The organism is Streptomyces sp. TRD_SC_5, from assembly GCF_056836825.1.
Genome location: NZ_JBWZZS010000001.1, coordinates 4,520,168 through 4,535,000, shown reverse-complemented (window position 1 = coordinate 4,535,000; position 14,833 = coordinate 4,520,168). Strand labels below are relative to the sequence as shown.

13 protein-coding genes (1 of these 13 only partly in view) are annotated in these 14,833 nt (G+C 70.6%); 4 read left to right on the top strand and 9 right to left on the bottom strand.

The genetic code is table 11. The features are described 5' to 3' along the window. On the bottom strand, nt 1-693 hold the 5' portion of the coding sequence (locus tag AC1P0E_RS20980; RefSeq protein ID WP_482745846.1) for a stage II sporulation protein M. 315 nt of this gene lie to the left of the window's left edge; the window shows 693 of its 1,008 coding nt (coding positions 1-693); the start codon lies at nt 691-693; its stop codon lies beyond the left edge, outside the window. Nucleotides 694-827: 134 nt separating this feature from the next. Here AC1P0E_RS20980 and AC1P0E_RS20975 point away from each other — a divergent pair, with 134 nt between their 5' ends. Continuing rightward, a complete protein-coding gene (locus AC1P0E_RS20975; protein WP_482743674.1) occupies nt 828-1,796 on the top strand; it encodes an RDD family protein in 969 nt (322 codons plus the stop codon). Between the two features lie 649 nt (nt 1,797-2,445). Here the strand turns inward: AC1P0E_RS20975 and AC1P0E_RS20970 are convergent. Then, nucleotides 2,446-3,060, bottom strand: coding sequence for a hypothetical protein (locus AC1P0E_RS20970; RefSeq protein ID WP_482743673.1), 615 nt, complete (start codon nt 3,058-3,060; stop codon nt 2,446-2,448). 107 nt (nt 3,061-3,167) lie between these two features. Then, nucleotides 3,168-4,625: an adenosylhomocysteinase gene (gene ahcY, locus AC1P0E_RS20965; RefSeq protein WP_482743672.1), complete on the bottom strand. Its 1,458-nt coding sequence runs from the start codon at nt 4,623-4,625 to the stop codon at nt 3,168-3,170. Between the two features lie 348 nt (nt 4,626-4,973). Between ahcY and AC1P0E_RS20960 the strand changes: the two genes are divergently transcribed. Together AC1P0E_RS20960 and lepB are read left to right on the top strand one after the other, a co-directional pair. Next, the gene (locus AC1P0E_RS20960) at nt 4,974-7,055 is read left to right on the top strand and encodes a fructose-specific PTS transporter subunit EIIC (RefSeq protein ID WP_482745845.1); all 2,082 of its coding nucleotides are present in this window, start codon (nt 4,974-4,976) and stop codon (nt 7,053-7,055) included. 116 nt (nt 7,056-7,171) lie between these two features. Continuing rightward, entirely contained in the window at nt 7,172-7,873 is a 702-nt protein-coding gene (lepB, locus tag AC1P0E_RS20955; protein ID WP_482743671.1) for a signal peptidase I, read from the top strand. Between the two features lie 97 nt (nt 7,874-7,970). Here the strand turns inward: lepB and AC1P0E_RS20950 are convergent, their stop codons facing one another. The 6 genes from AC1P0E_RS20950 to AC1P0E_RS20925 form a co-directional block, all read right to left on the bottom strand. Further along, the gene (locus tag AC1P0E_RS20950; protein ID WP_482743670.1) at nt 7,971-8,939 is read right to left on the bottom strand and encodes a cation diffusion facilitator family transporter; all 969 of its coding nucleotides are present in this window, start codon (nt 8,937-8,939) and stop codon (nt 7,971-7,973) included. Nucleotides 8,940-9,036: 97 nt separating this feature from the next. After that, nucleotides 9,037-10,209 carry a mannose-6-phosphate isomerase, class I gene (gene manA, locus AC1P0E_RS20945; RefSeq protein WP_482743669.1) on the bottom strand — a complete coding sequence of 391 codons (1,173 nt, stop codon included), beginning with the start codon at nt 10,207-10,209 and terminating at the stop codon, nt 9,037-9,039. A 76-nt stretch (nt 10,210-10,285) separates the two neighbouring features. Next, nucleotides 10,286-11,419, bottom strand: a complete 1,134-nt coding sequence (locus AC1P0E_RS20940; RefSeq protein WP_482743668.1) for an SIS domain-containing protein — start codon at nt 11,417-11,419, stop codon at nt 10,286-10,288. A 104-nt stretch (nt 11,420-11,523) separates the two neighbouring features. Beyond that, entirely contained in the window at nt 11,524-11,706 is a 183-nt protein-coding gene (locus tag AC1P0E_RS20935; RefSeq protein ID WP_482745844.1) for a Trm112 family protein, read from the bottom strand. 499 nt (nt 11,707-12,205) lie between these two features. Next, on the bottom strand, nt 12,206-13,579 hold the full coding sequence (locus tag AC1P0E_RS20930) for a phosphomannomutase/phosphoglucomutase (protein WP_482743667.1): 1,374 nt from the start codon (nt 13,577-13,579) through the stop codon (nt 12,206-12,208). A gap of 73 nt (nt 13,580-13,652) precedes the next feature. Beyond that, nucleotides 13,653-14,027 carry a DUF3499 domain-containing protein gene (locus AC1P0E_RS20925; RefSeq protein WP_482743666.1) on the bottom strand — a complete coding sequence of 125 codons (375 nt, stop codon included), beginning with the start codon at nt 14,025-14,027 and terminating at the stop codon, nt 13,653-13,655. Between the two features lie 320 nt (nt 14,028-14,347). Between AC1P0E_RS20925 and AC1P0E_RS20920 the strand changes: the two genes are divergently transcribed. Continuing rightward, on the top strand, nt 14,348-14,812 hold the full coding sequence (locus AC1P0E_RS20920; RefSeq protein WP_482743665.1) for a metallopeptidase family protein: 465 nt from the start codon (nt 14,348-14,350) through the stop codon (nt 14,810-14,812). The last annotated feature ends 21 nt before the right edge of the window (nt 14,813-14,833 follow it).

Genomic DNA, 14,833 nt, shown 5'->3' with positions numbered 1-14,833 from the left:
GGCGGCGACGAAGACCGCGGTCAGTTCGAGGAGGCCGTGCGGTATGACCAGGCCCAGGAATACGTCCAGGCGGCCGGCCGAGGACATCAGGCCGATGGCTACGCCGAGGTTCAGCATGTTGAGGAAGAGGATCCAGAGCACCGGGAAGCAGAGGAAGGCGCCCAGGACCAGGCACATGGCTGCGGCCTGAGCGTTGTTCGTCCAGACCTGGGCCGCGAAGGACGCGGCGGGGTGGCTGGAGTAGTACGTCTCGTACTGGCCGCCGGGGCGGGTCATCTCGCGGAGTTCCGCCGGGGCCGCGATGGAGGACTGCACCTCCGGGTGGGTGCCGATCCACCAGCCGATCACTGCGGCCACGGCGATGGAGAGCACCGCTGTGGGGACCCACCAGTGGCGGGTGCGGTACATGGCGGCGGGGAAGCCGGCGGTCAGGAAGCGGGTCGCGTCGCGCCAGGTCGCGCGGCGGGTGCCGGTCACAGTCGCGCGGGCGCGGGCCACGAGCTGGGTGAGACGCGCGGTGAGTGCGGGGTCCGGGGCGCTGGACTGGATCAGCGAGAGGTGGGTGGCCGTGCGCTGGTAGAGGGCGACCAGTTCGTCGGCTTCGGCGCCGGTGAGGCGGCGGCCGCGGCGCAGGAGGTGGTCCAGTCGGTCCCACTCGGCGTGGTGGGCGGTGACGAAGACGTCGAGGTCCATGATCGGCTGCTGCTCCAGGCACTGGGTCCGTACGGGCCGTACTACGCGGCGCGCGCTGCGGGCCAGCTTGGCAGACTGGGGATTCAAGGGGCAGGGAAAGGCGGCGGCCGTGGGTGGCGGAGGGTGGGTTTCCGGTGAGTGAGCTTGTTACGGGTGACGCGGTTGTACTGGGGTTGCGGCCGGCGAGGCTGCCGAGCCGGGCGCTTGCTCTGGCGATCGACATGGCAGTGGTGTGGACGGTTTTTCTCAGTGTGTCGGTGGGGTTGGCGATAGCCACTGCCTCGCTCGACGAGGCGGCCGGCATGGCGATATCCGTGGCGTCTTTTCTGCTCGTGCTGGTCGGGGGGCCGATCGCGGTGGAGACGCTCACCCATGGGCGGTCGCTGGGGAAGATGGCGTGCGGGCTGCGGGTGGTGCGGGACGACGGCGGGCCGATCCGGTTCCGGCATGCGCTGGTGCGTGGGGCCGTGGGGGTCGTGGAGATTTTGATGACGTTCGGGGTCGTCGCGTGTATCGCTTCGCTGGTGTCCGAGCGGGGGCGGCGGGTCGGGGATGTGTTCGCGGGGACTCTTGTCGTACGGGAACGGGTGTCCGCGGGGCGGGTGGGTGTGGTGCCGCCTCCGCCGCCGTGGCTGGTGGGGCGGTTCGCCGGGCTTGATCTGTCCGGGGTGCCGGACGGGTTGTGGCTTGCGATACGGCAGTACCTGACGCGGATGGGGCAGCTGGATCCGCAGGTGAGCTGGTCCATGGCGGAGCGGCTGGCCGGGGACCTGGCGGTGCGTACGGGGGCGCCTGCGCCGCGGGAGGTGCCGCCGGCGGCGTATCTGGCTGCCGTGGTGAACGAGCGGCAGGCGCGGGATGCGCGGCGGGTGTTTGTGGGGGCGGGTGGGGGTGCGGGTGCGGTGGGTCTAGGTGCGGGTCCGTCCGCTCCGGGTGCGGGTGCGGGTGCGGTGGGTCAGGGTGCGGCTCCTTCCGCTCCGGGTACGGCTCCTGCTCCGGCCGTGGCTCCAAGTGCGGCTTCGGCTGAGGGCGGGGCGCGGGAGAGTTCTGCGCCGGAGGCGGGGGGCTCGGCTCCCCGGAGTGGGTTCGCGCCGCCGGCTTAGGGCGGCGGGGATTTACCCCACCCCGCCCCTTCCCGTAACTGGGGCTCCGCCCCAGACCCCGGTCCTCAAACGCCGGACGGGCTGAAAGTGGCTCGGATGGGAGTGGAAGGGTTCCGGCTAGTGCCTCTGGCGTTGAGGTCGGGCTCCCGGGGTCGCCGGGCCCAGGCCGGGGTCGTGGGGCTCGGGACGAGGTGGTCGGGCTCGGGCGTTGAGGCCGTCGGGCTCGGGGCTTGGCGCTGGGTAGGGGCTCCGACTCTCGGCTCTGGCCCTGCGCTCAGGCTCTGGGGGGCCTAGCGCTCTGTGCGCCGGCCCTGCGCTCGGGTCCCTGAGCTCTGGGGCGGGGTCTGGGCTCGGGTCCCTGGGCTCTGGGGCGGTGTCTCGGCTCGCCCCTGGGCTGTGGGCGTCGGCCCTGCGCTCAAGGCTCAGGCACTGGGGGTGGGGCCCTGAGCCCAGCGCTCGGGCCCTGCGCTTCCGGCCTCGGTCCTGGCGGTAGCCCCCCGCTCATGCCCTGAGGTCGGGGGCGGGCTTGGGCTTTGGGTGACGGACCTGGGTTCGGGGGCCGGCTCAGGGGCGCGTTGGGGTTTGGTTGTGGCTGGAGTTGTCGGTGGGGCTGCGTAGGTCTCTGCGGGCGGGCACGGCGGGGCTTTGGTCAGGGGAAGCTTGAGGGTGGGGTTTCCAGGTGTTCCAGTTCTATGCCGGGGGCTGCGAGCACCACGTCGCCGGCGATGTGGATCTGGTGCTGCTCGCCCGTGTCCAGGGCGTTGACCTGGTATTCGTCCACCATCAGGGGGCCATTGTCAGTGGCATGCGCTTCACTCTTCAGCAAGGCCCAGGACTGGTCGATCGTGCGGGGGGCGAGGACCGGGTCCGTGAAGGCGACCAGGCGGACTCGGGTGGCGGGGGCGCCGGGCGTTAGGCGCAGGAGACGGGTGGCGGCGATGAGGAAGGCGGGGGATGTGCCGGTGAAGGTGTGGGCGGGGACGTTGCCTTCGGTGGCGTGAGTGCCGGTCGGGTCGGTGCGTACCCAGGTGACGCCGTCGATGGCTGCGCCTCGGACCTGCCAGCTGGAGGCATGCAGTTCCAGGCGGATGGGGCGGCCGAGTTCGTCGATGGCCAGGTCGACGGAGCCGGCGTGGTCGCCGGAGGGGGTGGTGATCTGCGAGACGTAACGCCAGCCGGAGGGGCCGGGGGCGCAGTGGAAGTGTTCTTCACCGAGGGGGGTGTGGTCGTGGGGATCGTGGAGTGAGTATCGGCCTCGGGGCATGGGTCTGTCCGGTTCTTCGTTCTTCGGGTCCGACATGGGGCAGGCCCCCGGCACGGGGGTGCGGGGGCCTGCCTGACAGCTACTGCTGCTGAGGGTTGAGCTTGGGCTCAGTAGCGGTAGTGGTCGGACTTGAACGGGCCCTCGACCTGGACGCCGATGTAGGCGGCCTGCTCGGGGCGGAGGGTCGTGAGCTTGACGCCGAGGGCGTCGAGGTGGAGGCGGGCGACCTTCTCGTCGAGGTGCTTGGGCAGCACGTAGACGTCGGTCGGGTACTCCTCGGGCTTGGTGAACAGCTCGATCTGGGCCAGGGTCTGGTCCGCGAAGGAGTTGGACATCACGAACGAGGGGTGGCCGGTGGCGTTGCCCAGGTTCAGCAGGCGGCCCTCGGAGAGGACGATGATGACCTTGCCGTCGGGGAACTTCCAGGTGTGGACCTGCGGCTTGACCTCGTCCTTGACGATGCCGGGGACGGCGGCGAGGCCGGCCATGTCGATCTCGTTGTCGAAGTGGCCGATGTTGCCGACGATCGCCTGGTGCTTCATCTTGACCATGTCCGTGGCCATGATGATGTCCTTGTTGCCGGTCGTGGTGATGAAGATGTCGGCCGTGGACACGACGTCGTCGAGCGTGGCTACCTGGTAGCCGTCCATCGCCGCCTGCAGGGCGCAGATGGGGTCGATCTCGGTGATGATCACGCGGGCGCCCTGGCCGCGCAGCGACTCCGCGCAGCCCTTGCCCACGTCGCCGTAGCCGCAGACGACGGCGACCTTGCCGCCGATGAGGACGTCGGTGGCGCGGTTGATGCCGTCGATGAGGGAGTGGCGGCAGCCGTACTTGTTGTCGAACTTCGACTTCGTGACGGCGTCGTTCACGTTGATCGCGGGGAAGAGGAGAGTGCCGTCGCGGTGCATCTCGTAGAGGCGGTGGACACCGGTGGTGGTCTCCTCCGTCACGCCGCGGATCTCGGAGGCGAGCTGCGTCCACTTCTGCGGGCTCTCACCGAGGGTGCGGTTGAGGAGCGTGAGGATGTGGGCGTACTCCTCGCTGTCCGCCGTGGACGGGTCCGGAGCTGCGCCGGCCTTCTCGAACTCGACGCCCTTGTGGACGAGGAGGGTGGCGTCACCACCGTCGTCGAGGATCATGTTCGGGCCGCCGGTGGGAGTGTTCGGCCAGGTCAGAGCCTGCTCCGTGCACCACCAGTACTCCTCCAGGGTCTCGCCCTTCCAGGCGAAGACCGGGACGCCGGCAGGCGCGTCGGGGGTGCCGTTCGGGCCGACCGCGATAGCGGCTGCGGCGTGGTCCTGGGTGGAGAAGATGTTGCAGGACGCCCAGCGGACGTCGGCGCCCAGGGCGACCAGCGTCTCGATGAGGACGGCCGTCTGCACGGTCATGTGCAGCGAGCCGGTGACCCTGGCGCCGGCGAGCGGCTGGGTGGCGGCGTACTCCTTGCGGATCGACATCAGACCGGGCATCTCGTGCTCGGCGAGAGTGATCTCCTTGCGGCCGAAGGCGGCAAGGGAGAGGTCGGCGACCTTGAAGTCCTGGCCGGTTGCGACAGTCGTCATGCGGGCTGCTCCTCGTGGTGATGGGTCGAGGTGGGTACGGCTGACTCTGCGGCGGCGGGCATACGAGTGCCCGGGCGCTCGCAGCGCAGTCCGTCGGAGGCCCTCTCTCCCTCGGCCGGCCCGCTGGACCGCCCGACCGCCATCAGCAGCGACGTCTGGCTAGGTCACGAATCTACACCGATCGGCCCAGTGGTCCCCAGCCGCCCTGGTCAAGGCTGTGGCCGGAAGTCGTGGTGATGGATCGGCCCGGAACAGGACTTTCTGGACTTTTGATCTGACCGACTCGTGTTGCACCATGCCTGTGCATCGCATCGGGAACACATGCGCGACACGCGACAGGAGATTCACGTGACTGGTCCGGCCGAGCCCTCCGGGGGTGGAGACGTGAGCGGAGAGAAGAAGCTGAAGGTGCTCGCTGTCACCGCCTGCCCTACCGGGATTGCCCACACGTACATGGCGGCGGAGAAGCTGGCGCAGGCGGCCGAGCGTCTCGGCGTTGGGATGAAGGTGGAGACGCAGGGATCCATCGGGGCTGAAAACGTCTTCTCTGACAACGATGTCAGAGAGGCGGACGGCGTCATCGTCGCGGCTGACAAGGATGTCGATCGGGGCCGGTTCGACGGGAAGCGCGTGCTGGCCGTGGGGGTGGCGGAAGCGATTCGTCATCCTGAGCAGCTGATCGAGCAGGTGCGGACCGCGCCCGTGCAAGGGGCGGGTGCGAGTGCGGGCGGGGGCGCTGATCGTTCTGCCGACGTGCTCGGTGGCGGTGGCGGCGGCAGGGAGCGGAGTGTCGCGTACAAGGCGCTGATGAATGGCGTCTCGTACATGATCCCGTTCGTGGTGGTCGGTGGGTTGTTGATCGCGATCTCGCTGGCGGTGGGCGGGCATGCGACGCCGGAGGGGCTCGTCATCCCGAGGGATTCCTTCTGGATGGACGTCAACAACGTCGGGGTCATCGGTTTCAAGCTGATGGTGCCGGTCCTTTCCGGTTACATCGCGTACGCCATCGGGGACCGGCCCGCACTCGTGCCGGGCATGATCGGTGGCTGGATCGCCAATGACGGGTCGCTGTACGACTCGGAGGCGGGGGCAGGGTTCATCGGTGCGATCGTGACCGGGTTCCTGGCCGGATATCTGGTGCTGTGGATCAAGAAGGTGCGGGTCCCGAAGTTCGCCCGGCCGATCATGCCGATCATCGTGATTCCGGTCTTGGCGACTACGGCGCTGGGGCTTTTCTTCGTTTACGTGATCGGCAGCCCCATTGCTTGGGCGTTCGAGCATCTGACCGGCTGGCTCAGCGGGATGACCGGGACCAGCGCGATTCTGCTGGGCGCGATCCTCGGGCTGATGATCGCGTTCGACATGGGTGGGCCGGTCAACAAGACCGCCTTTCTTTTCGGGGCGGGGCTCATTGCCACCGGCAACCAGACGGTCATGGGGATGTGTGCCGCGGCGATTCCGGTGATGCCGCTGGGGCAGGGGCTGGCCACGCTGATCCGGCGCAGGCTCTACTCGGAGCAGGAGCGCGAGACCGGGATGGCCGCGCTCTTCATGGGCATGTTCGGGATCTCGGAGGGTGCGATCCCGTTCGCGGCGGCACGGCCCGCGCAGGTCATTCCGGCGAACATGCTCGGTGGCGCGGTCGCCGGTGCGATTGCCGGTATGGCGGGCGTCACGGACGCTGTGCCGCACGGTGGGCCGATCGTTGCCGTGCTGGGCGCGGTGGGTGGCGTGCCGATGTTCTTTGTCGCTGTGGCGGTCGGGGTGGTGGTCACCGCTGTGACCACCAATGCGCTGATCGGTATCAAGGAGCGGGGCGTCGCCGTCGGTGGTACTGGGGTGGGTGCCGGCGCGGTGGGGGCTGAGCCTGCGCTCGCTGGGGTTCTTGCCAGTTCGGGCGTTGGTGTTGGTGGTGGTGATGCTGGTGCTGCGGGTGGGCGTGTGCGTGGGTTCGTTGGGGGTGCGGAAGAGGCCGTCGTGCTGTCCGGGTATCTCACCGGGCTGACCGTCAAGGTCACCCTCGACGCGCGCGACAAGGGCACCGCGATCCGCGAGATGGCCGAGCTGCTGGCCGCCTCCGGCGACGTACAAGACATCGACGAGCTTGTACGGGTCGCACTCGCACGCGAGGAGCAGGGCACCACCGGGCTCGGCGAGGAAATCGCCATCCCGCACGCTAAGACCGACGCGGTCAGCAGGCCCGTCGTGGGCTTCGCGCGGTCCGCGGAAGGCATCGAGTGGGGTTCGCTGGACGGTACGAAGGCCAAGCTGGTCTTCATGATCTCCGTTCCGGAGGCTGCCGCGGGCGATGAGCACCTGCGCATCCTGGCGCTGCTCTCGCGCAAGCTCATGGACCCCGGCTTCCGGGAACAGCTCTCGGGCGCGCCGGACGAAGCGGCGATTCTGCGGGTGCTGGGCGAGGTTCAGTAGCCGTACGGGCAGTCGCAGGCGGGCCTCGCGTGCTCTTGCGCGGGGCCCGTCGGCGTCCGTACCGGCTGGGTCTCTAGCATGTGCGAGCACATCGCCGGGGCGGGAAGGCTTGAACCATGCAGCAGGCAGCAGTGGTGGTTGGCGGACGGCGTCCGGGGAGGGGGCTGGGGATCGCGGCTGTCGTCCTGCTGCTGATCGGGTCGGTGCTCTTGGCCGTCGGTCTCGTCGTCGGCCGGGGCGGGTACCAGACGTCCAAAATCGCCGGCGACAGCATGGACCCGACGTACCAGCTCGGCGACACGGTCGTCGCCGAGGAGATCGGCGGCGGCGACGTACGGCGCGGCGACGTGGTCCTCTTGTCCTCCCCGGAGCGGGTCCCCGACGCGCTGGTCGTCCAGCGGGTCGTGGCCGTGGGCGGTGACCGTCTGGCCTACAGCCGCGGGGACGACGCATTGATGCTGAACGGCCGGCCGCTTTACGAGCCGTACGTCAAGGACGGCGATCCGGGGGCCGGCGGGATGCCGTTCGACGTCACGGTGCCCGAGGGCAGGATGTTCTTGCTCGGGGACCACCGTTGGAACTCCCTCGACTCGCGTTACTTCCTCTCCGAGCAGTCAGGCACTGTCGCGGTCGGCGCCGTGCGGAGCCGGGTTCTGGACGACTGGACGGTTCCGGTCCTGCTCCTCGTGGCCGGCGTGACCGGTGGCGGGCTGTTCCTGACCGGGGTGGGGCTCGGAGTGGCTGCCCTGGCGGTACGCCGACGTGCCGCGGTCGTCCCCGCCCTGCCGCCTTGGTCCACGTTGCCGCCTCCGGCATAGGCATAGGCATAGGCATTGGGCGGCAGCGAGAAGGCCCCCGCCGGTGGGGGCGGGGGCCTTCTCGCTGCTGAGTGCTGTGTGCTGTGCCGTACGGGCGTCAGTGTGCGGACGGGGCGTCCGGCGTGCTCGCCGGGTTCTCGCCCGCCGCTGCCGCCGACTCGCTGTAGATGTCCGGCTCCAGGTAGATCACCCGGGCGATCGGTACTGCCGCGCGGATTCGGTCCTCCGCCGCGTTGATCGCGCGGGCGACCTCGGTGGCGGTGTCGTCGTGCTGGACCGCGATCTTGGCGGCGACCAGCAGTTCCTCGGGGCCGAGGTGGAGCGTACGCATGTGGATGATGCGGGTGACCGCGGCGCCGTCGACGAGCGCGGCCTTGATCTTGTCCACGTCCTCCGTGCCCGCCGCCTCACCGAGGAGGAGAGACTTCGTCTCGGCCGCCAGGACGATCGCGATGACGATCAGCAGGATGCCGATGCAGAGGGTGCCGATGCCGTCCCAGACGCCGTCGCCCGTGACGATCGCCAGGCTGACGCCGGCGAGCGCCAGGATCAGGCCGACCAGCGCGCCGAGGTCCTCGAGGAGGACGACCGGCAGCTCGGGGGCCTTCGCGCGGCGGATGAAGTCCTTCCAGGACAGGTTGCCGCGCGTCTGGTTGGACTCGACGATCGCCGTACGGAAGGAGAACGACTCCGCGATGATCGCGAAGACGAGGACGCCGACCGGCCAGTACCAGGCCTCGATCTCGTGGGGGTGCTTGATCTTCTCGTAGCCCTCGTAGATGGCGAACATGCCACCGACCGAGAAGAGCACGATCGAGACCAGGAAGGCGTAGATGTAGCGCTCGCGCCCGTATCCGAAGGGGTGCTGGGGGGTCGCCTCGCGCTTGGCCTTCTTGCCGCCGAGCAGCAGCAGGCCCTGGTTGCCCGAGTCGGCGAGCGAGTGCACGCTCTCCGCGAGCATCGAGGACGAGCCACTGAAGAGGAACGCCACAAACTTGGCTACTGCGATCGCGAGGTTGGCGACGAGTGCCGCCACGATCGCCTTGGTTCCGCCTGACGCACTCATGGGTGCCGGATGTCCCTTCCTAGGTGCCGCGGCCCTGGCGCCGCCCTACGGCCGGTCATTGTTGCAGCTTGCCGGGGCAGCGAGTGCGGACGGTACGTCAGGCGACCACTGTGGCGCGGAAGAGTGTGCCCGTACCGGACAAATCGACCGACTCGCCTGCCGGTACGAAGGCTGACTCTCCGGGCGCGAGCGTCAGTTCGCCGGCGCGGACCCGGCCCGCCGTGCAGAGCAGGATCTGCGGGGTGGCGGAGGGCAGCGTGCGGGGCGCGGTGCCCGGCGCCAGGACGTGGCGCGAGAGGCGGAATTCGTCGATCGGGGTGTCGTACAGCTCCTCGCCGGTGGTCGACGACGCCTCGGGGCGCAGGATGCCGGGGTCGCGGGCCTCGAAACGGACGATACGGAGGAGCTCGGGGACGTCCACGTGCTTCGGGGTCAGGCCGCAGCGCAGGACGTTGTCGGAGTTCGCCATGATTTCCACGCCGAGGCCGCTGAGGTACGCGTGCGGGACGCCGGCGCCGAGGAAGAGGGCCTCACCGGGCTGAAGTTGTACGTAATTGAGCAGCATCGAGGCGATCACGCCCGGGTCGCCCGGGTAGTGGTGCGCGATGGCGGCGTACGGGGCGTACGCGCCGCCCAGGCGGTCGGCGGCGGCCGCGGCGGATGTGACCGTCTCGGCCATCTCGCCGCGGTCCGCGGACAGTACGGCGGTGAGGACCTCGCGGAGGGCGGCCTCTTCGGGGTGGGCGTGCAGGAGGTCGACGTACGGCTTGAGGGAGTCGACCTCGAGTGCGGCGAGTACGTCGGCCGACTCGGCGGGGGCGCGGAAGCCGCAGAGGCCCTCGAAGGGGGTGAGGGCGCAGATCAGTTCCGGCTTGTGGTTCGCGTCCTTGTAGTTGCGGTGCGGGGCGTCGATCGGGACCCCGGCCCGCTCCTCGTCGGCGTAACCCTCCTTCGCCTGGGCGAGGTTGGGGTGGACCTGGAGGGAGAGGGGGGCGCCGGCCGCGAGGATCTTGAGGAGGAAGGGGAGGCTGGGGCCGAACTTGCGTACCGCGGCCTCGCCCAGTTCGGCTTCGGGGGCGGCGTCGATGACGGCCGAGAGGGGCTGTTCGTCGGGCGTGCCGCCACGGTTGATGCGGGAGGGGGCTCCGGGGTGGGCGCCCATCCACATCTCCGCCTGGGGTTCGCCGGTGGGGGCGGTGCCGAGGAGGGCCGGGAGGGCTGTCGTGGAGCCCCAGGCGTAGGGGCGCACGGTGTTCGAGAGGCGGTCCATGGGGCTTCCCCTGGGTGTGGTGGCTTCTGAGTGGTGCCCCCCGTGCGACCTGCTGGTCGCCGTCAGGTGCTGGTGTTCATGATCGGCCTGCGGAAGCGAGCGCCAGGTAAACGGCGGCGAAATCCGTGATGGCGAGCATCTCGGCGAGGTTCTCCAGCTCGCTGCCGTCCTCCGGTTCGATCTCGCTGATGGTCGTGTCGTGGCTCAGCGCGAGTTCGCGGGCGGCGGGAGCGGCGGTCATGCCGCCGGTCGGGCGGTCCCGGAGGAGCACCACGCGGGCGTGCAGCGCCTGTGCCTCGTTGACGCGGTCGCGGAAGAAGTCGTCGGGGTCGGCGCCGCCGGCGAAGGCTCCCGAGAGCAGTACGCCGTGGGCGGGCAGGGCCTCGGGGAGCTCGGCGCAGAGGGCGGGGCGGCCCGCCAGCTCGGCCAGTACGGCGGAGAAGCGGCGGCCGACGGGGCCGGCGTACGCGCCCTCGGTCCAGATGAGCGGGAGCGAGTCGGCGAGCTCGGAGGCGAGCGTCTTGGCCGGGTTGCTGTACATCGCGATGGCGGGGCCGCAGCGTTCCGCGGTGCGGTCCAGGCGGTCGGCGACGAGTCGGAGGGTGTCCGGGGGCGCGGTGATCAGGCCGAGGCGGTCGAAGAGGACCAGGAGAGGGGTGAGGAGCGCCCAGAGCGCGCCGGGGCCGGTGGCGGTGCCTTCGTCGTACTCCTCGTACGGGGCTGTCGCCATCGGTACGACGAGACCGTGTACGCCGTTGACCGACTCGCTCAGCGGGGAACGCTGCGGGGCCACGGCGACCACCGTGCAGCCGCGGCGGTACGCCTGCTCGGCGAGGACCGCGAGGCCGGGTTCGGCGCCGTCCGGGGTGACAAGGAGGAGCAGGTCGACCGATCCCGCCCAGCCGGGGAGTGACCAGCGCAAGGCGCCGGCGGCGGGGGCGACTCCGGTGGAGTGCAGTCGGGTGACGGGGCAGGCGGCGCCGGCGAGCGTGGCGAGGAGATCCGCGACGCCGTTCGCGGCGGTGCCGGGGCCCGCGATGAGTACGGCGCGGGGGCGGCCCTCCGGTTTGATCTCGGCGAGGCCGGCCTCTGTGGCGTGCCGGGCGGCGGTCCGTACACGGGCGCCTGCCTCGGCGGCGCCGCGCAGGAGGCCGCGGCGGTCGGCGCGGGCCAGGGACTCCGGGTCGTCGAGCAACGACTCGTCGAGCATGGTGCGGGCCTCCGATCGCCGGGCGCGCCGCCTGTGGTGGGGCGGGTGCGCGGGGTGGTGGTTAGGGCGTCAGGCGGGGCGTGGGTCGGTACTGGGCGCGCGCGTCAGGCGGGGCGGCGGGCCTCGTCGACGAGGAGCACCGGGATGCCGTCCCGTACCGGGTAGGCCAGGCCGCAGTCCTTGCTGGCGCAGATCAGCTCGGGGGTCTCCGCGGTGGACGCGTCACTGAGGGGCGCGTGACAGGCGGGGCAGGCGAGGATCTCCAGAAGGCCGGCTTCGAGCGGCATGGGGTGGGTCCCTTCGAGCATGCGGATACGGGTGCGGATCGGGCCAGGTCAGCCTACCGCCGGGTGGGGAGCGGCGCGGGCCGACGGGGCGTGGGGGTTCGTTTCCGTCGCCGGGGTTTCGCGCGGGTGGTGGGGCGGGTCGGTGGGCGGCGGGGGCGTGCTGGGTGGTGCGCGGCGGGGCGGGGCGGGCGGTGCGGGGGCGTTGGGGTCGGTGCCGCGCCGGGGCGTCTCCTCGGGCGTCGAACGTTCGGGTACGTCGGGTTTCGTTGGGGTGGTTGCGTTCAACGCCCTGCGGGGAGCGCCCCTGCACGTCCCCTCCCGGCACCGTGGAGTGCGATACCCGGGCCGGCGGGTGCGTTCCGGCACGTCCCCTCCCGGCACCGTGGAGTGCGATACCGGTGTGGGGCTGCTCCGGCCACCCGCTCCCGGAGGGGTGGGGAAGGCGGGGCAGCCCGCTGGGGGTGCGGCGCCCGCGGACCGTTCGCGCCGTGGTCGCGGGTCAGGTGCGGATCAGGGCCAGGGCCTCGTCCCTTGTCTTCGCCATCGTGGGTTCGTCCCTCGCCTCTACGTTCAGGCGCAGCAGGGGCTCCGTGTTCGACGGGCGGAGGTTGAACCACCAGTCGGCGGCCGTCACCGTCAGGCCGTCGAGTTCGTCGATGGTGATTCCCTCGCGGCCCTCGTACGCCGCCTTCACCGCAGCCATACGGGCCGCCTGGTCGTCCACCGTCGAATTGATCTCGCCCGAGCCCGCGTAGCGGTCGTACTCGGCGACGAGGGCGGACAGCGTGCCCTTCTGGCCGCCGAGCGCCGCCAGGACGTGGAGGGCGGCCAGCATGCCGGTGTCCGCGTTCCAGAAGTCCCGGAAGTAGTAGTGCGCCGAGTGCTCGCCGCCGAAGATCGCGCCCGTACGAGCCATCTCCTCCTTGATGAAGGAGTGGCCGACGCGGGTGCGGATCGGGGTGCCGCCGTTTTCCCGTACGACCTCGGGGACCGACCAGGAGGTGATCAGGTTGTGGATGACCGCCCCCTTGCCCCCGTTGCGCGCCAGTTCGCGCGCCGCGACCAGCGCCGTGATCGCGGACGGGGAGATGCCCTCGCCGCGTTCGTCCACGACGAAGCAGCGGTCCGCGTCGCCGTCGAAGGCCAGGCCGAGGTCGGCTCCGGTCTCGCGGACCTTCGCCTGGAGGTCGACCAGGTTCTTCGGGTCGAGCGGGTTGGCCTCGTGGTTCGGGAACGTGCCGTCCAGCTCGAAGTAGAGGGGGATGAGCGTCAGGGGCAGGGACTCGAAGACGGTGGGCACCGTGTGGCCGCCCATGCCGTTGCCCGCGTCGACCACGACCTTGAGGGGGCGTATCGAGGACAGGTCGACCAGGGAGAGGAGATGAGCCGCGTAGTCCGTCAACGTGTCACGGACAGTGATGGTTCCGGTCTTGGCTGTCGTCGGTGCGGGCGGCTTCGCCGACCACTCCTCCACCAGTGCGCGGATCTGGGCAAGGCCCGTGTCCTGGCCCACCGGCGCCGCTCCCGCCCGGCACATCTTGATGCCGTTGTACTGCGCCGGGTTGTGCGACGCGGTGAACATCGCGCCCGGCAGGCCGAGCTGCCCGGAGGCGAAGTACAGCTGGTCGGTCGAGCACAGGCCGATCTCCGTCACGTCCACCCCGCGCGCCGCCGCCCCGCGCGCGAACGCCCGCGAGAGTCCCGGCGACGAGGGCCGCATGTCGTGCCCCGTGACGATCGCATCGGCCCGCGTCACCTGCGCGAAGGCCGCTCCGAACAGCTCGGCCAGCGACTCGTCCCACTGATCGGGGACTACTCCGCGCACGTCGTACGCCTTGACGATCTGCGACAGATCAGCCCGCTCAGCAGCCACGGCCCCGCCCTCCTGAAGTCCTTCGTCCTTTTGAGTCGCCCTAAAGCTACCCGTAGGGGGCAGAGGAGTGGCTTCAGGAGTCCGGGGAGCGAAGGACGCGCAGATGGCCGCGGCGCGCGACCTCCATCGGGTCCGCGGTGCGCGCCCCGGCGCCCGCTCCCGCCGCGCGCTCGTGCGGCCTCGCGGCCTCACGTACGGCGTTGGCGAGCGCTTCGAGATCGTCGCCACTGGGGTGCGAAGGGGCCGAGCCGTCGACGAGCCGCAGGACCTCCCAGCCGCGCGGCGCGGTCAGCCGATCCGAGTGCTCGGCGCACAGGTCGTAACAGTGGGGCTCGGCATAGGTGGCGAGCGGGCCGAGGACTGCGGTCGAGTCCGCGTAGACGTACGTCAGTGTCGCGACGGCAGGGCGGCCGCACGCGGTGCGCGAACAGCGACGTACAGGGCTCACGACGTTGGACGGTACCGCACTCTTGAGCGGGCCGCGACGACTCTCCCCCACGTCACTCCACCGTGTCGCTGGTCTCGCTCGCCCCGGTGGCCCCTTGCGCAACATCTCTGACCTGCGGGGAGTCCCATGGGGACAGGCGGTGACCGGACAGTGACCGGTCGCCACTTGGGGCAAATGCCGTCAAGCGATGCGAGATCCACGGTCGCGTACGGGCGTGAAATCGAGCCCAATCTTGGCTGGAATGCTCAATATGCGACATGGCGCACGCCGCCCCTCCGACGCGATCCAACCGCACCGATGAGGGCTACCCTGCGTCAGTGATGGACAGTCCCGTACCTCCCCTCCCCGCCGGCCCGGGGCCGCGGCGACGCGACCGCCACGGCCGCGGCATGCGCGGCCCGGTGGCCCCGCCCCAGGTGCCCCTCTCGACCAGCCGGGCCGCCGCTTTCGGCGACCTCGTACAGGACTCCGTGGAGCGCCTGGAACGGCGGTGGCCGCAGCTCGCCGAGGTCGACTTCCTGGTGCTCGACGTGCCGCCCGCGGGCGGCGGTGGCGACGATTCCGACGCCTGGACCGCCGGGTCCGTACCGCTCGGCGGGATGATCGCCGCGACGAGCAGCCATCCGGCGCGGATCGTCATCTACCGGCGTCCCGTCGAGATCCGCACCAAGAGCCGGGACGAGCGCGCCATGTTCGTGCACGAGATCGTCGTGGAGCAGGTGGCGGAACTGCTCGGGCTGTCACCCGAGTCCGTCGATCCGCGGTACGGGGACGGCGAGAGCTGACGGGCGGACCGGCGCCGCGTC

Coding starts and splice junctions, on each gene's coding strand:
- AC1P0E_RS20970 (WP_482743673.1), bottom strand. CDS start 3,060: ATGCCCCGAGGCCGATACTCACTCCACGATCCCCACGACCACACCCCC.
- ahcY (WP_482743672.1), bottom strand. CDS start 4,625: ATGACGACTGTCGCAACCGGCCAGGACTTCAAGGTCGCCGACCTCTCC.
- lepB (WP_482743671.1), top strand. CDS start 7,172: ATGCAGCAGGCAGCAGTGGTGGTTGGCGGACGGCGTCCGGGGAGGGGG.
- AC1P0E_RS20950 (WP_482743670.1), bottom strand. CDS start 8,939: ATGAGTGCGTCAGGCGGAACCAAGGCGATCGTGGCGGCACTCGTCGCC.
- manA (WP_482743669.1), bottom strand. CDS start 10,209: ATGGACCGCCTCTCGAACACCGTGCGCCCCTACGCCTGGGGCTCCACG.
- AC1P0E_RS20940 (WP_482743668.1), bottom strand. CDS start 11,419: ATGCTCGACGAGTCGTTGCTCGACGACCCGGAGTCCCTGGCCCGCGCC.
- AC1P0E_RS20935 (WP_482745844.1), bottom strand. CDS start 11,706: ATGCCGCTCGAAGCCGGCCTTCTGGAGATCCTCGCCTGCCCCGCCTGT.
- AC1P0E_RS20920 (WP_482743665.1), top strand. CDS start 14,348: ATGGACAGTCCCGTACCTCCCCTCCCCGCCGGCCCGGGGCCGCGGCGA.